Annotated in this window: 21 protein-coding genes; 18 read left to right on the forward strand and 3 right to left on the reverse strand. The window is 45.5% G+C overall.

Annotated features, from left to right (window positions below):
• Nucleotides 1-116: 116 nt before the first annotated feature.
• Together pheT and MKZ16_RS08395 are read left to right on the forward strand one after the other, a co-directional pair.
• On the forward strand, nucleotides 117-2,561 hold the full coding sequence (gene pheT, locus MKZ16_RS08390; protein ID WP_076104003.1) for a phenylalanine--tRNA ligase subunit beta: 2,445 nt from the start codon (nucleotides 117-119) through the stop codon (nucleotides 2,559-2,561).
• Between the two features lie 199 nt (nucleotides 2,562-2,760).
• Complete coding sequence (locus MKZ16_RS08395) at nucleotides 2,761-4,851, forward strand: hypothetical protein (RefSeq protein WP_076101561.1); 2,091 nt, start codon at nucleotides 2,761-2,763, stop codon at nucleotides 4,849-4,851.
• 138 nt (nucleotides 4,852-4,989) lie between these two features.
• Here the strand turns inward: MKZ16_RS08395 and MKZ16_RS08400 are convergent, their stop codons facing one another.
• Entirely contained in the window at nucleotides 4,990-5,343 is a 354-nt protein-coding gene (locus tag MKZ16_RS08400; RefSeq protein ID WP_235219496.1) for a cupredoxin domain-containing protein, read from the reverse strand.
• 315 nt (nucleotides 5,344-5,658) lie between these two features.
• Between MKZ16_RS08400 and MKZ16_RS08405 the strand changes: the two genes are divergently transcribed.
• Entirely contained in the window at nucleotides 5,659-6,726 is a 1,068-nt protein-coding gene (locus MKZ16_RS08405) for a GGDEF domain-containing protein (protein WP_038569534.1), read from the forward strand.
• Nucleotides 6,727-6,797: 71 nt separating this feature from the next.
• Here the strand turns inward: MKZ16_RS08405 and MKZ16_RS08410 are convergent, their stop codons facing one another.
• Nucleotides 6,798-7,145, reverse strand: a complete 348-nt coding sequence (locus MKZ16_RS08410) for a phage holin family protein (protein ID WP_036683548.1) — start codon at nucleotides 7,143-7,145, stop codon at nucleotides 6,798-6,800.
• A 152-nt stretch (nucleotides 7,146-7,297) separates the two neighbouring features.
• Between MKZ16_RS08410 and MKZ16_RS08415 the strand changes: the two genes are divergently transcribed.
• From MKZ16_RS08415 to MKZ16_RS08425, 3 genes are all read left to right on the forward strand, one after another.
• Complete coding sequence (locus MKZ16_RS08415) at nucleotides 7,298-9,664, forward strand: endonuclease MutS2 (protein ID WP_036683546.1); 2,367 nt, start codon at nucleotides 7,298-7,300, stop codon at nucleotides 9,662-9,664.
• A gap of 31 nt (nucleotides 9,665-9,695) precedes the next feature.
• Nucleotides 9,696-10,115: a DUF350 domain-containing protein gene (locus MKZ16_RS08420; RefSeq protein WP_036683543.1), complete on the forward strand. Its 420-nt coding sequence runs from the start codon at nucleotides 9,696-9,698 to the stop codon at nucleotides 10,113-10,115.
• 211 nt (nucleotides 10,116-10,326) lie between these two features.
• The gene (locus MKZ16_RS08425) at nucleotides 10,327-10,872 is read left to right on the forward strand and encodes a hypothetical protein (RefSeq protein ID WP_051491295.1); all 546 of its coding nucleotides are present in this window, start codon (nucleotides 10,327-10,329) and stop codon (nucleotides 10,870-10,872) included.
• A 316-nt stretch (nucleotides 10,873-11,188) separates the two neighbouring features.
• Here MKZ16_RS08425 and MKZ16_RS08430 read toward each other — a convergent pair whose 3' ends face one another.
• Entirely contained in the window at nucleotides 11,189-12,439 is a 1,251-nt protein-coding gene (locus tag MKZ16_RS08430) for an FAD-dependent oxidoreductase (RefSeq protein ID WP_076101563.1), read from the reverse strand.
• 175 nt (nucleotides 12,440-12,614) lie between these two features.
• Between MKZ16_RS08430 and MKZ16_RS08435 the strand changes: the two genes are divergently transcribed.
• From MKZ16_RS08435 to MKZ16_RS08490, 12 genes are all read left to right on the forward strand, one after another.
• The gene (locus MKZ16_RS08435; protein WP_036683535.1) at nucleotides 12,615-12,848 is read left to right on the forward strand and encodes a spore coat protein; all 234 of its coding nucleotides are present in this window, start codon (nucleotides 12,615-12,617) and stop codon (nucleotides 12,846-12,848) included.
• 30 nt (nucleotides 12,849-12,878) lie between these two features.
• Nucleotides 12,879-13,262 carry a spore coat protein gene (locus tag MKZ16_RS08440; RefSeq protein ID WP_036683532.1) on the forward strand — a complete coding sequence of 128 codons (384 nt, stop codon included), beginning with the start codon at nucleotides 12,879-12,881 and terminating at the stop codon, nucleotides 13,260-13,262.
• A gap of 259 nt (nucleotides 13,263-13,521) precedes the next feature.
• Nucleotides 13,522-14,022 carry an Lrp/AsnC family transcriptional regulator gene (locus MKZ16_RS08445; RefSeq protein ID WP_036683529.1) on the forward strand — a complete coding sequence of 167 codons (501 nt, stop codon included), beginning with the start codon at nucleotides 13,522-13,524 and terminating at the stop codon, nucleotides 14,020-14,022.
• A gap of 13 nt (nucleotides 14,023-14,035) precedes the next feature.
• The gene (locus MKZ16_RS08450; protein WP_076104002.1) at nucleotides 14,036-15,256 is read left to right on the forward strand and encodes an aminotransferase class I/II-fold pyridoxal phosphate-dependent enzyme; all 1,221 of its coding nucleotides are present in this window, start codon (nucleotides 14,036-14,038) and stop codon (nucleotides 15,254-15,256) included.
• A 250-nt stretch (nucleotides 15,257-15,506) separates the two neighbouring features.
• Nucleotides 15,507-15,695 carry an aspartyl-phosphate phosphatase Spo0E family protein gene (locus tag MKZ16_RS08455; protein ID WP_232061510.1) on the forward strand — a complete coding sequence of 63 codons (189 nt, stop codon included), beginning with the start codon at nucleotides 15,507-15,509 and terminating at the stop codon, nucleotides 15,693-15,695.
• 170 nt (nucleotides 15,696-15,865) lie between these two features.
• Nucleotides 15,866-16,432 carry a cob(I)yrinic acid a,c-diamide adenosyltransferase gene (locus tag MKZ16_RS08460; protein ID WP_036684514.1) on the forward strand — a complete coding sequence of 189 codons (567 nt, stop codon included), beginning with the start codon at nucleotides 15,866-15,868 and terminating at the stop codon, nucleotides 16,430-16,432.
• 1 nt (nucleotide 16,433) lies between these two features.
• Nucleotides 16,434-17,420 carry an RluA family pseudouridine synthase gene (locus MKZ16_RS08465; RefSeq protein WP_076104001.1) on the forward strand — a complete coding sequence of 329 codons (987 nt, stop codon included), beginning with the start codon at nucleotides 16,434-16,436 and terminating at the stop codon, nucleotides 17,418-17,420.
• 193 nt (nucleotides 17,421-17,613) lie between these two features.
• A complete protein-coding gene (locus MKZ16_RS08470) occupies nucleotides 17,614-17,979 on the forward strand; it encodes an arsenate reductase family protein (RefSeq protein WP_038569540.1) in 366 nt (121 codons plus the stop codon).
• Nucleotides 17,980-18,027: 48 nt separating this feature from the next.
• Nucleotides 18,028-18,939 (forward strand): 5'-3' exonuclease H3TH domain-containing protein, encoded by a 912-nt coding sequence (locus MKZ16_RS08475; protein WP_076101643.1) that lies wholly within the window; start codon nucleotides 18,028-18,030, stop codon nucleotides 18,937-18,939.
• Between the two features lie 222 nt (nucleotides 18,940-19,161).
• A complete protein-coding gene (locus MKZ16_RS08480; RefSeq protein ID WP_076104000.1) occupies nucleotides 19,162-20,526 on the forward strand; it encodes an AAA family ATPase in 1,365 nt (454 codons plus the stop codon).
• On the forward strand, nucleotides 20,526-21,407 hold the full coding sequence (locus MKZ16_RS08485; protein ID WP_076103999.1) for a hypothetical protein: 882 nt from the start codon (nucleotides 20,526-20,528) through the stop codon (nucleotides 21,405-21,407). Before MKZ16_RS08480 ends, MKZ16_RS08485 begins: the two co-directional genes overlap by 1 nt.
• Nucleotides 21,386-22,213: a hypothetical protein gene (locus MKZ16_RS08490; protein WP_036684503.1), complete on the forward strand. Its 828-nt coding sequence runs from the start codon at nucleotides 21,386-21,388 to the stop codon at nucleotides 22,211-22,213. The genes MKZ16_RS08485 and MKZ16_RS08490 overlap by 22 nt, the downstream gene beginning before the upstream one ends.
• Nucleotides 22,214-22,223 lie beyond the last annotated feature (10 nt).

Consider the following 22,223-nt stretch of genomic DNA (forward strand, 5'->3'; position numbering starts at 1 on the left):
GACCGTCCTTAATAGTGTGTAGCTGAAATTGAGTGCACTTCATCCGTTCTCCCACAGGAAGCAGCACGAACGACAGTGAAATAAATACATCTGAAACATAAAGGAAGTGAGCGGATATGAAAGTATCAACCGGATGGTTGGCTGATTATACATCGATTGAAGGAGTAACCGCCGAACAGCTAGCGGAGAAGATTACCGCTGCCGGCATTGAGATTGACGGCGTAGAGCGCCGCAATAAAGGCATTTCCGGCATCGTAACCGGCTATGTGAAATCAAAGGAAAAACATCCTGATGCCGACAAGCTGAACGTATGTATCGTGGATGCGGGCCAAGATGAGGATCTACAAATCGTCTGCGGCGCAAAAAATGTAGCTGCAGGTCAAACTGTACCTGTAGCACTGGTCGGTGCTAAGCTGCCAGGACTGGATATCAAAAAAGCCAAGCTGCGCGGCGTCCTATCGCAAGGGATGATCTGCTCGGCCAAAGAATTGGGACTGAATGATAAATTGCTTCCAAAAGAGCAACAAGAAGGTATTCTTGTGCTGCCTGAAGGGACAGAGATTGGTCAGGATATTTCCAAGGTCCTCGGCTTAGATGACGAGATTCTGGAATTCGATCTGACTCCGAACCGTTCGGATTGCCTCAGTATGATTGGTGCTGCTTATGAAGTAAGTGCGATTCTTGGGCGTGAAGTTAAATTGCCTGATCCAAAAAGCGAAATTATTGAGATCAGTGGTCCTGCTGCGGATTCCATTTCCGTCAAGATTGAAGATGAAGAATACTGCAGCCATTATGCAGTTCGTTATATTGCAGGTGTTAAACCTGCACCATCACCGCTGTGGATTCAGAATCGTCTGATGGCTGCTGGGGTTCGTCCAATTAATAATATCGTGGACATTACCAATTACGTGATGCTGGAATATGGACAGCCGCTGCATGCTTTTGATGCAGATAAAGTGCAAGGTGGAGAACTCGGCGTTCGTCTTGCCCATGAAGGTGAAGTTTTGGTTACACTTGACGGTCAAGAGCGTAAGCTAGAGCCGCAAATGCTCGTTATCGCTGATGGAGTTAAAGCTGTAGGTCTGGCCGGAGTAATGGGTGGACGGGATACAGAGGTTACTGCTGAGACGGTAAACCTTGTTCTGGAATCTGCTAAGTTTGATGGTGGTACGATTCGTAAAACCTCGCGTCAATTGGGACTTCGCTCTGAAGCCTCCCTTCGTTTCGAGAAGGAAGTGGATCCAAGTGCAGTTATTCCTGCATTGAACCGTGCAGCAGTGCTGATTGCACGTTATGCTGGCGGATCGGTCCATGAAGGCATCGTGCAAGCAGGAACTGACGCTGTTCAAGAGAAGGTTCTCACCTTGTCCTTAGAGAAACTGAATCGTTATCTGGGAACGGATTTGTCCTTGCTGGAAGTGAAGACATTGTTTGGCCGTCTACACTTCAAATGCGGAGATACCGCACAAGGGCTGGTTGAAGTTCAAGTCCCAACCAGACGTGGCGATATCAGCTATGATGTTGATCTTATTGAAGAAATTGCCCGCCTGTACGGATATGACAATATTCCAACGACTCTAATTGAAGGAATTACAACGCCAGGAGCACTAACTCACAAGCAAGCGCTCCGTCGTGAACTGCGCCGCTTATTGTCACATGGCGGTTACCAAGAGGTGATGGGTTACTCCTTCATCCAGCCGCAACAAAGCACAATGTTCCCTGCGTTATCAGAAGGAGCAGTAGCGGTGAAGCTGGCTATGCCGATGAGTGAAGAACGCAGCGTACTGCGTACCAGCCTTCTTCCGCAACTATTGGATATTGCCAGCTACAATACCAATCGTCGTCAAAGCGACTTGGCATTGTTTGAAATCGGCAACGTCTTCTTCACGGATGAAGAACAGCTGACTCGCCAACCACGCGAACTGCCAGTGCTGGGGCTGTTGCTTAGCGGAAGCTTAACAGTGAAGCAATGGAATGTTTCGGCACAGCCTGTGGACTTCTTTGATTTGAAGGGTGCGCTGGAAACGGTATTTGCTCATTTAGGGCTGACTGATAAAATCGTCTATGTGGGAGACAGCCCAGAAGGATTTCATCCTGGGCGTTCCGCATCGGTATATTTACTCGGGAACGAGGGCCGTGTGAAGATCGGAACGATGGGGCAGATTCATCCGGATCTGCAAAGACAGCTGGATCTGGTGGATACTTATGCGGCAGAAATTTTATTGCAGCCGTTATATGAAAGTGCGCAAAGCCGTTTGCAATATAATGAGCTTCCGCGTTTCCCGGGAATGGAACGGGATATTGCTGTGGTCGTGGATTCCGCTGTACCAGCGGGCGATCTGCTGGCTTCCATCCGTGATAACGGAGGTACTTTGCTCCAGTCCGTACAGGTATTTGACGTGTACACTGGCGGTAAGCTGGAGAGTGGAAAGAAGAGCATCGCGATCTCACTGCTGTATCGTCATAGTGAACATACACTGACTGATGAAGAAGTAGGAGAGGTGCATGAGAAGGTATTAGCATCTCTTCAACAAACTTTTGGTGCAGAATTAAGAAAGTAGCAGGAATTGTGTAAAGCCGCAGCGAATCCATTTAGAAACTGAGATTCGCTGCGGTTTTTTCTAGGTAGAGTGCAAAGCGGAGAATATCAGCCATAATCTATTGAATATTAGGGATTTTGCCAAATGCTTACCAAAAAAGCTACAATAGAAGAAGTGAAACTAGCTTAGAATCCGCACACATACAAAGGAGGGCACAACTGTGGCTATGGACCGGACACGTGTCGCCGTGGAGATATACGGAACTTCCTATAAACTCGTCGGAAGCAGTACTGAATATATGAAACAAGTGGCCCGTTATGTTGATGAACATATGCGCACGATTTCTAAATCTCACACCAGACTGGACACACCGCGTATAGCGGTGCTTGCAGCTGTACATATGGCGGAGCAGGCTATTCAGGTTCAGGACTTCAAAAATGAACTAAACATGATGACAGGTGAACGCAGTGAACTGCGATTGGAAGTATCTCGCCTGCTGGAGGTACAGCGGGAGCGGCAAGAAGAAATTGAGCGACTTGAAGCTGCGGCCAAAGAAGAGGCTGGGCGACTGATTGCTGCTGCTGAGGAAGAACGTAAGCGGCATTTGGAGATTCAGGAGAATGAACGCAAGGTACATGCGGAGCAGCTTCAGGAGGCAGTGCAAGCTGTGGAAGTTGCACGCAAGAAGCTGGAAGAAGAATTGCTTGAGCGCGAGATAGAGCTGCAAGAACTGCGGACAAGCTACGAAGAAGAGCGGGCAGCTAGTCGTGAACAACAGCGGCAGGAACTGGCGAAGGCGGAAGCCATCCGCTTGCAGCAGCTGGAGGAGCAGAAGGCTGCTCATCTGCAAGAGCTGGAGAACATCCGAGAGACGCTGACCAAGGAGAAGACAGACACGCTGTCTGCTCTGCAGCTTGAGCTGACCGAGACCAAGTCAACACTGGAGGAAGAGCTTGAGGTTACCAAGTCTACATTAGGTAAAGAACTCGAAGATACCAGATTGACGCTGGGTAAGGAGCTTGAGGATACCAAGTTGACCTTAGGTAAAGAGCTTGAGAGTACCAAAGCGAAGTTGGGCAAAGAGCTGGCGGAAGAACGTGAAGCACTGCAGCGGGAGCAAACCAAGAATAAGGAACTGCGGCAGTCACAAGGCACTCAAGAGCATAGACATAAGCAAAGCATTCAAGAGCTGGAGAAACAGCTGGCGGAGCTTCGTGGTGGGACCGGGCAACTTCAGTCCAGATTACGGGCGGCTGAAGCCAGTCTTAAGAGTGAGCGAGATGCAAGACAGACGCTGCTTGGACAATATGAAGCGATTGTTAAACGTGAAGAACAGCTCAGTGAAGAGCTGCGCACGGCTACTGAGCTGGGCACACTGTTGAATGAGGAGCTGGAAGAGTTACGCCAGCGTTATCAACAGTCACAGAATGAAGCGACAGAGCTAAGAGCGTCTCTACAGGAGACGAGTGAGAATCTGCACCGTGTTCAGGAAGAACTTGCGGGATCAGCAGCAGAGGCGGCTAACTGGCAGGAGCTTTCGGATAAACGTATGGAAGATATTGGTGAACTGGAAATGAATCTGCTGGAGTCTGAGGAGAAATCCGTGTTGCTTCAGAAAGAGATCGACACGCTACGTGGGCAAGCCGATGGATTAGTACAGCAGCTGGATCAGGAGGTTCAGCTTCGTACAGATGCAGAACGCGAAACAGCGGCACTTCGGGAGCAAGGTGTGCAGGTTCAGAAGGAGCTGTCTGCGCTTCGTGTGCGTTATGAGGAATTGATTGCTCAATACGATGATGTACTGCAAGAAGGAGAACGCCTGCAGGAAAGATATCAACTGCTGCAGGAAGAAGGCGAAGAGGCAACACGACGCTTAGAAGAGCTGTCTGAAGCTAGTCGTGAAGCCGCTGCTACTGTTGCTGAGCAACAGGAAGTGCTGAAGGAAGCAGAGGCGTACGGAGCTTCTTGGAAGCACAAGTACGAGGAGCTATCCGATCGGCAGCTGCAGTGGACGGATCTCGAAGCGAAGCTGCGCGAGGAGATCGACATTTGGCAGCAGGAAGCCGGCGAGGCTGAGATGAAGCAGGAAGCTATTGATCGTGAACGTAGCGAGGTGCTTCAGCAGTTAGGTGAAGTTGGTGAAAGCTATGAAATGGTTCAAGGACAGCTTCGTTTGTTGCAGGTCCAGTTTGAAATGCGTCAGGAAGAGCTTGACAAGCTTACGGACGAGCATCGTAACCTTAAAGAGGAATATGCCAAGCTGCAAAATGAATATAATGAATGGATTCAACTGATCGAGCAGGACAGTTGAATGCCGGATGCAAGTAAGAGGGCTGACCTGATGAGTAGAGAGATCTATCTCGGGTCAGCACTCTTTATTAATGAGCTCAGATTAAAAAAACAGCCGATATCAGGGAGAATCCCTAATAATCGGCTGTTTATGTGTAATCTATTCCACGATGATAGTAGCTCTCATTCCGCTATGTCCGGAGCCACACATAATGGAACAGGTCATTTCGAAAGTTCCAGCTTCCTCTGGTACGATCACCTTTGAGGATTTTTTTTCATTAAGCTGCAGCTCGAACTCAGGAATAAGGATACCGTGATTGCCGTCATCATTTTTAAAAATGATTTTGACGGGTACACCCTTTTTTAGATGATATTCTTCCTGATCAAAGCTGTAATTCGTAGCTGTAATTATGAGTTCTGTTTCTGCCTCGATCTCCGGCTCCGATGTGTTAGCATTGCCAGCAGCACTATCATTGCTGTTCCCACAGGCTGTAAGTGCTATAACGAACACCATTGAAAGTAGAATTGCAAATTTTTTAATGATCTAAATCCCCTCCCAAGAAGTCCAAGCATAGTGAAAATGTGACAATTATGTAGACATCATAACTTAAAATTTAAGAAAGCGCTTTGATTAAATGTGAAAAATCTGTGAACAGGCAGACTGTTCAAACTTTGTCGTAAATTGCAAAAAAATGATGAAAATATAACTAAAATTTATTATAATGAAAGCTATTACATTAACGTCTAAAAGTAGGGGATACATATTACAAGTATTAACGATGCGCTAAGTACGGAGGTTTGGCACCGTAGAATCTTAAAAGGCTATTGGATGGTAGTCATTCTTTTATTAATCTCACAGTTGCTGTTTTTGTCGAATATTGACCGACTCCAAATAAAAACAACAATGGACACGAACCTGTGGCATTTATTTATAGCCTGTAATTTACTAATTGTGGTCCTTATGATTACTGCGGAGCTGTGGCTGCGTTATAGTAAACAGTCCCCTAAATATGGGGTGGTTAGCTGTGGTTTTTTAGTGTCCTACCTTATGTATTTTGTATTAGAGCCTTTTGTTGACGGTGCTCAGATGACACTTATGATGCCGATTATGGTTGCTCTTATTTATTTTGATCGTAAGCTCCTGTACATAATGGGGTTATTTAGTATTGTGTTTTATGCTGGGGTATATTTTGGGTTGGAACGGCCATTCCTACATAAACCGCTGCTTGAATTCTTGATGGTAGAGTGTGTATTTTTGGTATTTGTGCTGATGGCTATTGCAGTAATTATTCGTGCTCGTGAAGCGCGTATAAATTTAGAGAGATTAACGAAGGCGGGCCAAGATCTAATGGTGGAGAGGGCTATTTCGGATAAGCTGCTGAAGATTGACGCACTTACTGGACTCTATAATCATAAAACCTTTCATGAATATTTGGATTCATTATTGGAGCAATGTGAAAGCAACAACCTTCAACTGCAGCTGGCTCTTTTCGATATTGATAACTTCAAGCAAGTGAATGATACCTACGGACACAGGGTTGGAGACCTTGTGCTTAAGGTGATAGCGGACAAGGTAGGCGGTATGATTGAATTAAATGATTTTGCGGCTAGGTATGGCGGGGAAGAGTTCGCTGTGATTTTTACAGATAAAAGTTTCTCGGAGTCCTATGAAGCAGTAGAAAAATTACGGAAAAATATTGCTCAAATTGAACATTTGCAGGCTGGGAACAAGCCGATCACCGTTAGCATTGGAATTTGTGATTATCAGCTTGGGGATGGGAAAGAGCTTCTCTTCCGTAAAACAGACAAGGCGCTTTATACCGCTAAAAAGCAAGGCAAGAACAGAGTGGTCAACTGTGCTGAAAGTCATAAAGAGGAGATTGTGTCTTTTGCATAAAAACAACACAGAACCCCTTATTGCCGGAGAAGAACCGGGAATAAGGGGTTCTGTGTTGTGAAGAGCTTTTGTTACTTAGCGGCCTCAAATGGAGTGGATACCGGCAGGAACAAGTCGATAATCCCAATGACCAGAGCTGCTAAAATGGCACCCAGAATGGATACGCTGACTCCGCTGACTACGAATTGAGCGACCCAGATAACTACCGCACTGACAATAAAGCCGACGATACCGCGACCGAAAGGCGTTGCTTTTTTGCCGAAGATTCCTTCGACTACCCAGCCGAGTAGCGCAATCACCAGTGCAAGGATTAGAGCGCTCCAGAACCCACCAACCGTGAACTGTGGAACAATCCAGCCAACAACCATCAGAACAAGCGCTGCGACCACAAAACGACCAACATGACTTAAGAAATTCACTGTACTAACCTCCTTTGGCCCATGCTAAGGATATGTGCAGTTCTTATTGTGACCTTATTACGTGATTCTATGCTTAATAATAAGACCCAAATAGCGAAATTGACCTGAATTCTGTATAATGGAAACATCTATGAAGGGAGCTGTGACTGTAATTGGACGACAAAATTTTGCATACGCTTGAATATCGCAAGATTTTAAATAAATTAATGCAATATACGCAAACCCCCATGGGGAGATTGGCTGCTGAGCAGCTAAGACCCTCCGGCGATTTCGAAGGCGTGAAGAAGCTGCTTCAAGCCACGGATGAAGCGGCTAATGTGGACCGCCTGAAGGGTATTCCTTCGTTCGGCGGGGTAAGCGATATTCGAGCTGCACTAAAACGTGCGTCTATAGGCGGAATGCTGGGAACAACTGAGCTGCTGGCCGTTGGAAATACCATTGGCGGCGCACGCAGAGTCAAACGTTTCCTGGCAGCTATGCATGAGGAAGAAAAGATTGAGCTCCTGTTCTCACTGAGCGACGTTTTATCGGAGCAAAAACATGTGGAAGATGCCATCCGCTTATGTATAGACGAGAATGCTGATGTACTTGATACAGCTAGTTCTGAGCTGGCTAACATTCGCCGTGAATTGCGCGGAGGAGAGACCAGAATTCGTGAGAAGCTGGATTCGATGATTCGTTCGTCTTCAGTAGCGAAAATGCTGCAGGATCAGCTGGTAACCATTCGTGGTGATCGGTTTGTTATTCCTGTAAAAGCGGAGTACCGTGCCCATTTCGGCGGTATCGTACATGATCAGTCTGGATCAGGAGCGACTTTATTTATCGAGCCAGAGTCTATTGTGGCGATGAATAATAAACTTCGTGAAACACGGCTGCGCGAAGAACGGGAAATTGAGATCATTTTACACAGGCTGACGGCACTTGTAGCCGACATTGCGGAAGAAATGACCTACGATATTGATATTCTGGGAGAACTGGACTTCATCTTCTCCAAGGCGCGTCTTGCTCGTGATATGAAGGCTACTCAGCCGCGCATGAATGACCGCGGTTATCTTAAGCTGCGCAAAGGGCGGCATCCGCTTATTCCAGCGGAGCATGTGGTTCCTTTGGACGTGGAGCTGGGCAATCAATACAGCTCAATTATCGTAACCGGACCGAATACCGGTGGTAAGACCGTTACCCTCAAAACCATCGGCTTGTTAAGCTTAATGTCGATGTCCGGCTTGTTTATTCCAGCAGAGGAAGGCAGCCAGATGTGTGTATTTGATGCCATTTATGCTGATATTGGCGATGAACAGAGCATTGAGCAAAGTCTGAGTACCTTCTCTAGTCATATGACTAATATTATCTCCATTCTGCGTAGAATGACTCCTAAGAGCCTTATTCTGCTTGATGAAGTGGGTGCTGGAACCGACCCGGCAGAAGGCTCTGCGCTGGCAATTGCCATTCTGGAGCATATTCACCGGATCGAATGCCGGATGGTCGCAACAACACATTATAGCGAATTGAAAGCTTACGCTTATGAGCGTAAGGGAGTCATCAATGCCAGTATGGAATTTGATGTCCAGACCCTTAGCCCAACCTATCGCTTGTTGATCGGCGTACCGGGACGAAGCAACGCTTTTGCGATTGCTGAGCGTCTAGGCCTGCCTCATGCGATTCTGGAGCATGCCCGCGGTGAAGTGAAGGAAGAAGATCTGCGCGTGGAGCATATGATTGCTTCTCTCGAAGAGAATCGGCTGGGAGCGGAACAGGAGCATGAACGTGCAGAGGGCATCCGCCGTGAAGTGGAGGAGCTACGCAGCAGACAACAGCAAGAGCTTGAGAAGCTGGAAAGCCAGCGCGAGAAACGCCTCGAGAAGGCAGAGAAGGACGCCAGCGCGATCCTGGACAAAGCGCGTAAGGAAGCTGAGGAAATTATCAGTGATTTGCGCCGCTTGGCTATGGAAGAAGGAGCTTCAGTTAAAGAGCATAAGCTGATTGAAGCGCGGCGACGTCTGGATGAAGCTGAGCCATCACCGCGCAAGAAGGCTGCTACCCGCAAGACTGCCAAGGCCCCACGGACAATTGGTCCTGGAGATGAAGTGAAAGTCGACAGCTTGAACCAAAAGGGCTTTGTGGTGGAGCTAAGCGGTACTAAAGAGGCGCTGGTGCAGTTTGGCATTATGAAGATGAAGGTAAGGCTGGATGATTTGGAATTGCTCTCCTCGAAGGCAACAGCTGCGCCAACGGCCCTTCGCCATGCGACAACCGTCAAACGTTCCCGTGATGAGAACATTCGCAGTGAACTGGATTTGCGCGGCACTAACCTGGAGGAAGCTATCATGGAGACAGATCGTTTTATCGATGAAGCCTTTTTAGGTAATCTGGGCCAAATCGCCATCATTCATGGTAAAGGAACGGGTGTGCTGCGCACAGGAATTCAGGAATATTTGCGTAAGCACAAGCATGTGAAGAGTTATCGGCTCGGGAATTATAACGAAGGCGGCGCGGGCGTAACTGTGGCTGAGCTGCAATAGCGGGATTTCCCGGCAGAAAGAAGGGGAAAGCGTGCAAGAAGATATTGATCTTTTGCTGGGTCATCCGCTAGGTGCCTTGCTTGGCTACTTCGCAGTGGCGATTCTTGGGCTAGTTGTATTTCTGTCTTTTTTTGAAATGGTAACGAAATATAATTGCTGGGAAGAAATACGTAAGGGAAACCTGGCAGTGGCAATGGCCACAGGTGGTAAAATCTTCGGGATTTGCAACGTACTGCGTTTCAGCATTGAAGCTGGTGTTTCAATTTATGAGACCATGAAGTGGTCCGTCGTCGGTTTTTTGCTGCTGCTGCTTGCCTATTTTTTATTTGAATTTCTGACCCCTGTATTCTCTATTGACGAGGAGATCGCTGCGGATAACCGTGCTGTTGGACTTATTGCCATGCTGATCTCGGTATCGTTGTCTTATGTAATTGGTGCGGCTATTTTTTAAATCCGTCCTTATAAGGACACCCTGCAAAGGATTATGATCTGGACAAGCTTTGAAATGAGCAGTCCCACTCTTTGTGGGGTATCTTAGGAGGAAATCATGAAGATTCTCACCCGAGTTCTGTTTCTGTCAGCGATTGCTTTTATAGCAGCCGGTATTATTTATTTAATGATGAATTAAATTTAAAAGTGAAAGTATGAAGGAGATTAAAAAGATGGAAACAACTGTATGCCCTTGGTGTCATACTGAAATTGTATGGGATGAGGAATTTGGACCTGAGGAGAATTGTCCTCACTGTAACAATGAGCTTAGCGGATACCGCACGGTCACTGTTGGGATTGACGGCATCGAAGAAGAAGAAGTAGAGGAAGTCGTAGAAGAACCCAAACAAGAGGTTGTTAATGACGATGATCTTTGGGGAGAGCCTGATAAAGACAGCGTAGTTCCAATTTATAATACGCTTAATCAATTCGGCGATGATTATGATTTGAACAAGTACGAAGAGAGTGTTTCAGCTATTCTAGCCATTCAGGAGGAGGCTCCGGAATGTACTCAATGCCATGAGCTTACGATCCTTGCGGGTAAGCAGCCTGTGAGCAGCTTTGAGCCGTCTGCTCCAGCAACATTAGGTAAATCGGTATTAACCGCTCCATTCTCACTCAATGTTTACGTGTGTCCTTCATGCTTCCATGTTCAGCACAGTCTGGCACAGGAAGATCGTATTCAGCTCGTACGCAATTTGAGCAACGCTCAGGCGTAAGGTTAAGCATATAAAAAAAGGGGCTGTCCCATAAGCTTATAGCTGCTGGGGCGTGCTCCTTTTTTTGGACCTTACTTGACCGTTGTCGAAAGCGTGCGTATATGTAATCACTGACGGATGCGCATAGTAACCCGCAAACGGACACAGCCGACCTTAAGCGCAACATTATTCGATATTTGGAATGCTATCGGACTCCAGTCCGCAAGCTCCATGGAATGATGGATTTACGATTAAAGCAGGCAAAATTAAAAGCAGGATTGTCCCAAAAGCCGTGAGCGGCTACGTGGGAGAGTCCCTTTTTTATTTTCTATGCTAATCAGCTTTGTTTCATCACGTCCAAATTCTTAGAAGGAGAGGGTTTGGCTGACCGGGTGAGTGAGAATAAATCTAACTCAGGCCGATGTTTGCCGGCAATCGTATCCGTTAACAACTCCGCAGCGATCATACTGTACACAGTCCCATTGCCTCCGTAGCCCTCGATGAAATAACAGTGAGGGAACTTTGGATGGGGGCCGATATATGGGAGTCCATCACGAGTAGAACCGAACACAGCACCCCAGGAGTACTCCAGCTCAATGCCTTTGATTTCTGGAAATAAGGCCTCAAGCTCCTCAAGCAATTTTTGACCTTGAGAGATTACCCGGACCTCACGACGTTCAGGGTCTGTCAGCTGCTCATCCTTGCCTCCCGCAATAATCCTGCCTTCAGGAGTTGTCCGAAAATATAAATAAGGGCGGGCTGTCTCCCACAGCAGGCTACGCTCATGCCATTTTGGAAGATCCTTTAAAGGTTTGGTCATCACTGCATACGTGTTGATCAGCTCAGCGCCCCGGTCTTTTTTGAACTCTTGTGTTTCATAACCCATTGCAAAAATAACATCCTTGGCAATAATCCGGCCATTTTCTGTGTGGCAAATCACGCCATCCTTAGTAAACTCATAATGTTTCGCTTCGCTCTGTTCAAAGACGCGTACACCATTCGACGCTGCCTTGGCGATTAAGCTGTGCACCGTTCGATAAGGATTCGCTTCGGCATCCCCACGTGAATAAAGTCCTGCTGGTTTTGAAAAAGAGTATAGAGCTGCAATCTTTTCCTCTTCCCAGAATTCAGAATCGAAACCGTTAGCTGCGAGATTCTCATATTCTTCCCGCAATGCAGGTACATCCTCTGATGTGCTGGCATATAAAAGACTGCTGCGTGGAATGATCTGTGGATCGATATCGAGCTTGTCCGGCAGGTCCAGAATGTTCCTAACCCCAGCTTGGCATAACTGATAAAAGAGCAAACCGTTCTTTTGCCCAAAAGTGTTCATACATGAGGTTAATGATTTATCGTTGGAAATTTGCAGGAGCCCTGTGTTAGCATGCGAGCTGCCGCTACCGACCCGTTTTTTTTCAATCAGAACAGTATCCGCTCCACTTAAGGACAAACGATAGGAAGCCATTGCTCCACCCATTCCCGCGCCTACAACCAGACAATCACAATGAATAGTACCTTCTAGAGTGGGGTAAGTCGGAGGGTTCTGTAAAGTGCTAGACCAAGGTGTGCTTCCACTATTTAAATTCATGAATTGTTCGCTCCTTCATTCGTGCCGTGATTAGTATTGGCGGCAATTTATCGTCTCATTCGCAGCGTGTTCTTATTTCTGTCATAACTCTCTAGTGCTTTTCGGCAAATAAATAGCGCGCTTAAGCGGCATACTAATGCCTGTTTGAATCAACTACAAGGAGGGACTACAACAAATGCAATCAACGCAAATGCAAGCGCTAAGTGGTAAAGAATTGGAATATATCGCTGACTCCATCTCCAATGAGGACTTGCTTCTTAAGCAATGTGCAGCAACGGCTGCGACAACACAGAATCAACAGGTTCGTCAAATTTGTATGCAGCATATGCAAAATCACACCAAGCACATGACTGAGCTCACTCAGTTAATCCAACAACATCAACAATACGCGCCAACAAGCCCACAATAATTGCAATATTAATTCTAAGGAGGTTATTTAATGAACGCGCAAAATACTGGAGCATTTATGCCGGATGAGGATTTACTAAACACCATTTTGTGTGATTTGAAGCGGACCGTACGCGAATATGCTACAGCTGCTACAGAATCAGCATGTCCAGCGGTTCGTAGGGTTTTTAATACTATGACCATGGACACACTGCAACTCCAAGGTGATTTATACACGCATATGTCTCAATTGAATATGTATCCTGCACCTGCAAAAGCATTGCGCCAAGATGTGGACAAGCAGCTTCAAACCGCACAGCAAATGCAACAGCAAACAGGGCAATTCGTTCAACAAAAAACAGGGCAATTTGGCGCATCTGCTCAGAATGCTCATATTCCGGCTAACGGACAACATCAGCCTTCTCATTTAATGTAACCATGATGGTTGGCGAATGAAGCAAATCGCTTCATGTGTGTGGAGCTAACGCCCGTTTTTACTGGTTAAATCCGGTAGAACGGGCGTTTTTTCTATATTTTTGAGTATGCTCAATATAAACTCAGCCTTTCATGGGAGCTCCTATAGGGTTATTTTGTTTGCAGAGATGCACATTTCATGTCATATTAGTATTAAACTCTTTTCGCGGGGCGACGCATTAATAGCGTACCGTCATTGGCGAACTATCCGGAGGGAAGGCATGAAGGAAATGAACGAGCTTAAGAGGAAAGTGCTGGAACTGCTTAAGGAAGACGCGAGAAGATCTACTGCACTCTTGGCAACGCTGCTTGGCGCGGAGGAAGAAGATGTGAAGACTGCGATTGAGCAGTTGGAGAAAGATCATGTCATTGTAAAATATGCTGCCGTTGTAAACTGGGATAAAGTGGACGATGAGAAGGTAACCGCACTGATTGAGGTGCAGATTACGCCTGAACGAGGGCGTGGTTTTGAAGGAATTGCCGAGCGAATCTACCTGTATCCACAGGTCAAATCAGTTTATCTGATGTCTGGTGCTTATGATCTTCTGGTGGAAGTGGAAGGCCGGAATTTACGTGAAGTGGCCAATTTCGTATCTGAGAAGCTGTCTCCAATCGATTCAGTACTTTCAACCAAAACGAATTTTACCCTTAAAAAATACAAACAGGACGGGATCATCTTCGAAGAGCATGAAGAAGACAACCGTCTGATGATCTCTCCATAAAGGAAGTAATCATATGATCACGAATAAATCGCAGCTAACTGGAGAAGACAGCAAGTCAATGGATTCTTATTTGGCCCCGTTGGTACAGCAAATTCAACCTTCGGGTATCCGCAAGTTTTTTGATCTGGCTGCAGGTAGCAAGGATATCATCTCTCTGGGAGTCGGAGAGCCTGACTTTAAGACCCCCTGGCATGTTAGAGAGGCTTGTGTCTATTCGCTGGAAAGAGGGTTTACAGGGTATACATCCAATGCAGGGATGCCTGAACTGCGGGAAGGGATCTCAAATTACTTACACAGCCGTTTTGCTGTGGAATATGATCCTGCCAATCAAATTATTGCAACCGTTGGCGGAAGTGAGGCCATCGACTTGGCGCTACGTGCGCTGATTTCACCGGGGGATGAAATTCTGATTCCGGAGCCTTGTTATATCTCTTATTCGCCGATTACCGCGATTGGTGGAGGGATACCTGTAGGTATTGAAACGGTTGGTGAGAATAACTTTAAACTTACTGCGGAAAGCCTGGAAGCCAAAATCACTCCGCGCTCCAAGGTTCTGATTTTGTGTTACCCAAGTAACCCTACGGGAAGTGTAATGACCCGAGAAGATTGGGAGCCGATTGCTAAGGTAGTAGAGAAACATGATCTTATAGTGATTTCAGATGAGATTTATGCAGAGTTGTCTTATGGCATTAATCACGTCAGCTTTGCCTCTTTACCAGGCATGATAGACCGTACGATTCTGGTTAGCGGCTTCTCCAAAGCTTTTGCAATGACCGGATGGCGTATGGGTTATGCTTGTGGTCACCCGGATCTTATCGCTGCAATGCTTAAGATTCACCAGTACACTGTGATGTGTGCTCCTTCTATGGGACAGGTGGCTGCACTTGAAGCGCTGACCAATGGTATGGAAGAGAAGGACCGGATGGTAGATTCCTATAATCAACGGCGGAGGTTGATCGTCAAAGGCCTACGCGATGCGGGGCTGGAGTGCCATGAGCCGCAGGGCGCCTTCTACGCTTTCCCAAGCGTGCGCAAGACAGGGCTGACTTCTGATCAATTTGCTCAGCGGCTTTTGCTTGAATACAAGGTTGCAGCTGTGCCTGGAAGTGTCTTTGGATTAGGTGGAGAAGGTTACTTGCGCTGTTCCTACGCCACATCAGTATCCCAACTGAACGAAGCAGTAGAACGCATTGGTGCTTTTGTCACAAAGCTTACACGTGAGAGAACGGATTAGTGAAAATTGAACTATAGCCGATCATACAATCCTATGGTATTATTTTACTTTGAGAGTAATTAGCCCCTATAATAGAACTTACAAGGATCCATTTACTCTGGAACTAAGCGTTGCTTTGAAGTTGCTTTATTTAACTTTCATGCTATTTTGCAGCACGCGCTCAATAATACTTTTGGGAGGGATGATTGTGCTTAGCGCCGATTATTACTTACCTTCCTATGGTGGGAAATGTTTCTCTGGAAATGGGAAAATACCCCCCAAGGGTGATGCTTCTGCTCGCATACTCTCTCTGGAAGATGAAATTAGAATACTCCGCAGCAAGATGGAGCAGCTTTTCCTGCAGGAAAAATCATTCACTTCGGATAATGTGATTGAAATTAGCAGTTTATTGGACCTCAAAATAAATGAGTACATGAAGGGGCGTCCGGCTGGAAAATAGTGCTGCTGAATGCTCTTGAGAGGACCCTAGGGTCCTCTTTTTGTTGTTCAATCTTACTAATGACGGTGTTATTGTGTATACTCTTAATTTGCTATCTTTATTGCCTTCCTTATAGCAGAAAGCTTAAACTATCAGTATGTGATTTCAAGAATGGATAGGAGGCTTAAACCATGGCGATTTATACACGTACGGGTGATGCAGGTCAGACTTCAGTGATTGGCGGCCGGGTCGGCAAGGATGATGTCCGCGTCGAGGCCTACGGAACGATCGATGAGTTGAATTGTTTTGTAGGGCAAGCACGAAGCCTGATGGAAAGTGATAATTTCGACGATGTCCGCGAGCAATTGCTCGAAATACAGCATGAGCTGTTTGATTGCGGCACGGATTTAGCATTTGTTAAACTTGCTGACGGTGGTCAATATATGGTGACAAGTGAGATGGCTCAGCGGCTGGAAGGCTGGATAGATTCTCTACAAGAGGAGAATCCACCACTAGAGAAATTTATCCTGCCAGGAGGTAGTCAGCTGGCTTCGGTTCTACATGTATGCCGCACGGTTTGCCGTCGTGCGGAACGCCGGGCAGTTACCTTAGGGCGAAATGCGGACATAAACCCAGAAGCGGTGATTTATCTCAATCGATTGTCGGATTATTTTTTCGCGTTGGCTAGAACGGCTAATACACGGTCAGGGATTACTGATGTAGAATACATCCGTAGTAAAAAGGTGTTTCGAGACTAATATGACAAGCTATTATTCACCCATTACTTATATCATACCGCCAGAAGAGGATGACTTCCTGCTGAAGACAATCCTGCACAAACGGATGGATGTCTCACGCAAGCTACTCTCCCGGCTGAAGCAGACGGAACAAGGCATTACATTAAACGGTGAACGTGTATACATTAGTGTGCATGTTAAGGCAGGAGATACCGTGCAGATCCGCATGGAAACGGAGACTTCGGATGATATTTTACCGCAGCCGATTCCATTCGAGATTCTATTTGAAGATGAACATCTGCTAGTGGTTAACAAGGCAGCGGGAATTATAGTTCATCCAACACATGGACATTACACTGACACGCTTGCCAATGGCGTGGTTTATTATTGGGCGCAGAAGAATGAACGCTTCCGTTTCCGGCCTGTTCACCGCCTGGATCAGGAAACCTCCGGTGTGTTAGTGATCGCCAAAAATCCATACAGCCATCAGCATATTTCCGGGCAGATGATCGCTGGTACTGTGGATAAGCGTTACGCTGCATTTGTTCATGGGGTTCCTGCGGAGCTATCCGGTGATATCGACGGCCCTATCGACCGTGATCCTGAGGAGCCACATCGGCGTATCGTGACACCGGATGGATATCCTTCCCTAACCCGCTATGAGGTTAAGCAGGTGTATTCGGCCGGCTCCAGAGTTGAACTAAAGCTGGAGAGTGGACGTACGCATCAGATTCGGGTCCATATGACCTCTATCGGCTGTCCACTGATTGGAGACAGCATGTATCGTCATGAGCTGTACAATCTACCAGAATTTACTTCAACGCAAAGCGAGCAGTTGGAGTCCGTTGCAGCACTCGATGCTTCCATACCGCGTCAGGCACTGCACGCAGTGCGTCTGACGTTCAAGCACCCGGTGCTTCTGCAAGAAATGATATTCGAAGCCCCGTTGCCACCTGACATGGCAGTCTTGGAGAAAATATTGGAGCAAGGTCTGACAGCGAATTTGTGATAAAATTATGATTCAGGCGATAGAGTGGCGAAGGGGAAGTTTGGAACTGTAGGAGCGATAGCGACCGCCTTTGTCTGAGGATTTCAACCGTGTTTAATGGTAAAATTGAAGAAATCTGTAGACAACAGCGGCCGGAAGTCCAAACATTCCCTGTGGTTACGGTATTATTAGCCGATTATTAAAGGAGCACATCATGAGCAAATTAAAAGTATATCAATATCCCAAATGCAGCACCTGCCGCAGCGCAGTGAAATGGTTGCAGGGACAAGGTCATGAGCTGGAGCTTCAGCACATCGCAGAGCAGCCGCCTACGGTGGACGAGCTGCGTGAGCTGCTCGCGAACAGCGGCCTTGAGCTGAAGAAGTTTTTTAATACAAGCGGTGAAGTATACAAATCATTAGGTCTGAAGGACAAGCTGCCCCAGCTTACGGAACAGGAGAAGTTAGAGCTGCTCTCAAGCCACGGGATGCTGATCAAACGTCCGATTGTCACCGATGGAGTTAAAGTTACGGTGGGATTCAAAGAAGACCAATATGCCGATACTTGGACTAATGTTTAATATCAATACAACGATCAAGGGAGAGGTTTATAAGTGAGAACAGAAACAATGGGCCGGGTAATGCTTGTAGATGGAATGGCTCTGCTGTTCCGGGCCTTTTATGCGACCTCTTATGGAGGATATATTCGCAAGACAAAAGATGGATTGCCAACGAATGCGGTATATGGATTTTTGCAGTATTTTTTTGATGCAGTAAGTACGTTTGAGCCTTCTCACGTCGTATGCTGCTGGGATATGGGCAAAGGAACGTTCCGCACCGAGAAATATGATGGATACAAATCCAACCGGATCGAAGCTCCGCTGGAATTAATTCCGCAGTTTGACCTAGTAAAAGAAGTGGTGGCTGAGCTGGGTGTGCCAAACATTGGTCTTGCCGGCTATGAAGCAGATGATTGCATAGGTACGCTGGCATCCTGTTACAGCGATAATTCTGAGGTTTACATTCTGACGGGTGACCATGATATGCTGCAGCTTATTGATGAGAATGTTAAAGTCGTCATTATGAAAAAAGGACGCTCCAACTATAAAGTTTATGACCTTGCAGAATTGCTTGAGGATAAAGGTCTAACCCCTAGACAGGTTATTGACCTGAAGGGCTTTATGGGCGATACAAGTGATAATTACCCTGGTGTAAAAGGGATTGGTGAGAAAACCGCGCTGAAGCTGTTAACAGAATACGGTACAGTTGAAGGTGTAATTGAGAATCTACACTTGCTCCCTAAAGGTGTACGGTCCAAAATTGAAGCCGACCTAGATATGCTGCATCTATCAAGGGAGCTGGCTGAAATCCGTTGTGATGTGCCTGTGGTCTGTGAGCTGGCAGAAGCTTTATGGCAATTACAGCGTGAAACAGCCGCGCGTAAATTTCAAGAACTGGAATTCGGCAGCCTGATGCATTTGATCGCTGAGGTGCAGGACGAACGGGGAATTGTACAGATTGAGTTAGGTGATCTGGGTTAAGGAGAGAGGTTCTCTTCTGATGAAAATGTGAATAAACATAATGGCAGGTCAAGGTTACTATCCTTGACCTGCTTTTTTTGTTGTCGAATTCATGTGGAAATTTATCAATATATGTCTTTTTTTGACTGAATTACAAATTAAGGTTTCTAATCATGGATATTGGTTTAATGAAATTTCAAAGGAAATACATAGGGATTATTTTCCATAGTAGGTGATGATGAGATGAAGATACTTTTGGTCACGCACAAGTTTCAGAAGATAGTAGGTAATTATTGCAGTCGGACCATGGACGTAGTGAACGAGTCTGAATTAGTCCTTGGAGGTGTTTTGGAGTTTTTGCAAAACATCAATCCTTCTATAGATAGCATATTAATAACAGATGATGCATTATCTCTGAGGATGGAACAGAACAGGAGTGATCTAAATAACCTAATCAATTGGCTCGTAGCTAATCAAAAGTCAAATGTAAAGATTTTAATCCTCACCAGGTACATAAGGAAAGATACAGAATGGGAGAATCTCAGCTATAGATATCCGAATCTCCAAATTAAGAATTACGAATACATACGCATTACACCAGTACTATTTCAGGAAGCTCTTGAGCATTTATCCGATACCAAACCTCAATTGAAACAACATTCCAGACCTCACGACGATAAGAGTAATCACCAAAAGAGTACAGACAGAAAAGGGTCGTTTCTGGATCGCTTTAAACCGAAACCGAAAGCCCCAACTGAATTACAGGCTACGGATACCCTTACTAGGGAGCTTGATAAGATTAGCCGAGGGATTAGTCGTATTGTAGCGATAACCGGGCATAGTGGATGCGGAATTACCAGCACAACTATCAATGTTGCAAGTGAAGCGAGTAAACGGGGGCTAAATGTAATAATCGTGGATATGGATATCGAATATCGAAGTACGAATATGTATTTTAGCAGCTTTCATGAACGAACCAAGCGGGATGAAGATATAAATGCATCTCTCATCCGAACGTTAGCAAGACCTCAGGATTATTTGACTACGGCTTTTCATTTGAAAGAAAACCTATGGCTGGCTGGACTAGGTTACAGCTTTTCCGATCCCAAGTTAATCCAGCAATTTTACACCAGCTCTAAACTTGTCGGTCTGTTGTCCTTACTCCGAAACAAATTTAATTTGATCCTATTGGATCTACCACTGAACTTATTAGACAGATTTCGAGAAGCATTAATCCATATCGACAGCTTTGGCCTCTGTATTCCCAATAATCTATATGCTGTTTTAAGCACTCTGAGGAATGTAGAAGAGACACTGAATAAGGAAAATACGGCCTATTTGAATGCTAAATCAAAAGTAATTGTCACCAAATATAATGACCGTTCCAGATTTCAAGGTGAAATTTTCGTACCAGACAAGGTAAGTGCAGTTGCTACATCCGGTCTTTTAGAAAGCTTTACATACGGAATGAAAGTGGCAGGTCATATCTCTTATGACACGGACTTTGATACTCAGATTGAAACCGATGTGCCGCTTGTATATTCAAACAAAGACCATGAGCGGGCATATGGAAATATACTTCTTAGATTACTGGAGGGGAGTAGTTAATGGATTTAAGTGGGCTTAAAAACGCGACACCCAATAAGCAAATGTTCAAGCGGGTTGCAGCATTGCTTTTTAGTCTATTGATCATCGTGGTTTCTTATATGTTCATTACGAAAGCCAGCAAAGATGCCAGCGATGTGGTAGAGGTGTTGCGGGTCAAGCAGAGTGATGGTATTCCGGCTTACGTAGTCATTACGGAGCCTATGATTGAGAAATACAATATTATCAAAAAAGAATACACGGAGGACATGGTGTTGTCTGAAGATATAGATTCGGTGAAGGATAAACTGTCCGCATATTATCTTCGAGAAAACAGCGTGCTCTACAAAGATCAGTTGCTGGATGAAAAACCGCAAAAAAATGAATGGCTGTATCAAGTGAATGAGGAAAATGAGGTCTTGACGCTTCCTTATAATTTTCTGGAGGTTGGTGGAGATATTCTAATGCCAGGAGACCGTGTTCGTATCCGTGTGTCCTATGAGGTAGAGGAGAAGGATGCCCCGGGTGGCAATCCAAACGCTATTTATTCCGAGTCCACGAATACGATCAAAAAAACTGAAGTATTGTTTGAAAGCATTGTTGTGAAGGATATGCTCAACGCAAGTAGTCATTCCATCTACGAAGTATATAAAGAGGTGCAGAAACTGGATGAGGATAAGAAACAAAATATTATGAAGAGTAAAGATTTCTTAAAGAACATTCAACCTAAAGCATTACTCCTCGAGGGGACGAGTGCACAAATTAACAATTATGCCAAATACAAAGGACTTAATGGAAATTCATTTCTGATTACCATACTGAGCAGAAAAAGTAGTGATGTCATCATTGACCAACTGCCCACTTTGGAGAAAGAGGTGGAATCGTGGATCGGAAAAGAGGATTAGGAATCGACAGCATTTTTCAGAAAATATCATCTAAGGATCTCGTCGGTGCCGAACTTCAAGAGAATAATCTGATTTATAGTGTAGTAGGTTTTATACCTGCTTGTGATGGTGTAGATAATGCCATGCTCATAAGCAACTTAGGATATTTATTATCTCAAAAGGGTCTAAATACTTGTGTGGTTGACCTTAAGGTGTTTTATCCGAACTTATATCAATTTCTAGATGTCCCTGCACATAAGAAGGGGCAAGGATTAATTAAGGTGTTAAAAAGCGACAAGGTAGATTTCCGAGATGAATTGCAGCGGACCAAATACGAGAAGCTGTTCCTGTTATCAGCTAGTCCACAGGATCTAATGGAGGAGTATTTTGATTTTGAGTTTGGAAATTTAGAGCGTGTAATTACTACACTTAAGCAGATGTTTGATATTGTGCTGATCGACATTCCCAACAACCCACCATTGGAATTTTGTCTGGGTGCCATGAAGTATTGTCACATAGGATTCTTTACGGCAACAGAGAGGATGGAAGCTACCATAAATATGGTGAAGCTGCTGGATTATGCTAAATCGGTGGGGATAAGTACGGCTAAGTTCACCAGTGTGGTGATGATGAATATTCAGCATATTGAATTTGATTATAAGGTTATGAAGGACATGGGTTTTAACATAGTTTCTGTACTGCCACTTGTGAAGGATGCCGTAGTTCGTGCACATGAGGGCAGGCTGTACATAAAAGATAACCCCCTAATTAATAAATATTTTAAAAAAGAGATTCAAAAGCTGGCCGATCGGTTGGCGGATCAGTAAAGGGGAGAGC

The organism is Paenibacillus sp. FSL R5-0928, assembly GCF_037970385.1.
Lineage (GTDB): Bacteria > Bacillota > Bacilli > Paenibacillales > Paenibacillaceae > Paenibacillus_AQ > Paenibacillus_AQ odorifer.

Bases quoted from the DNA above. Each gene is read 5' to 3' on its own strand.
- MKZ16_RS08480 (WP_076104000.1), top strand. From the start codon at position 19,162: ATGAAGATACTTTTGGTCACGCACAAGTTTCAGAAGATAGTAGGTAAT.
- MKZ16_RS08400 (WP_235219496.1), bottom strand. From the start codon at position 5,343: ATGGTGTTCGTTATAGCACTTACAGCCTGTGGGAACAGCAATGATAGT.
- MKZ16_RS08440 (WP_036683532.1), top strand. From the start codon at position 12,879: ATGAACGCGCAAAATACTGGAGCATTTATGCCGGATGAGGATTTACTA.
- MKZ16_RS08430 (WP_076101563.1), bottom strand. From the start codon at position 12,439: ATGAATTTAAATAGTGGAAGCACACCTTGGTCTAGCACTTTACAGAAC.
- MKZ16_RS08475 (WP_076101643.1), top strand. From the start codon at position 18,028: ATGGGCCGGGTAATGCTTGTAGATGGAATGGCTCTGCTGTTCCGGGCC.
- MKZ16_RS08470 (WP_038569540.1), top strand. From the start codon at position 17,614: ATGAGCAAATTAAAAGTATATCAATATCCCAAATGCAGCACCTGCCGC.
- MKZ16_RS08405 (WP_038569534.1), top strand. From the start codon at position 5,659: ATGGTAGTCATTCTTTTATTAATCTCACAGTTGCTGTTTTTGTCGAAT.
- pheT (WP_076104003.1), top strand. From the start codon at position 117: ATGAAAGTATCAACCGGATGGTTGGCTGATTATACATCGATTGAAGGA.
- MKZ16_RS08485 (WP_076103999.1), top strand. From the start codon at position 20,526: ATGGATTTAAGTGGGCTTAAAAACGCGACACCCAATAAGCAAATGTTC.
- MKZ16_RS08445 (WP_036683529.1), top strand. From the start codon at position 13,522: ATGAAGGAAATGAACGAGCTTAAGAGGAAAGTGCTGGAACTGCTTAAG.
- MKZ16_RS08435 (WP_036683535.1), top strand. From the start codon at position 12,615: ATGCAATCAACGCAAATGCAAGCGCTAAGTGGTAAAGAATTGGAATAT.
- MKZ16_RS08425 (WP_051491295.1), top strand. From the start codon at position 10,327: ATGGAAACAACTGTATGCCCTTGGTGTCATACTGAAATTGTATGGGAT.
- MKZ16_RS08450 (WP_076104002.1), top strand. From the start codon at position 14,036: ATGATCACGAATAAATCGCAGCTAACTGGAGAAGACAGCAAGTCAATG.
- MKZ16_RS08465 (WP_076104001.1), top strand. From the start codon at position 16,434: ATGACAAGCTATTATTCACCCATTACTTATATCATACCGCCAGAAGAG.
- MKZ16_RS08460 (WP_036684514.1), top strand. From the start codon at position 15,866: ATGGCGATTTATACACGTACGGGTGATGCAGGTCAGACTTCAGTGATT.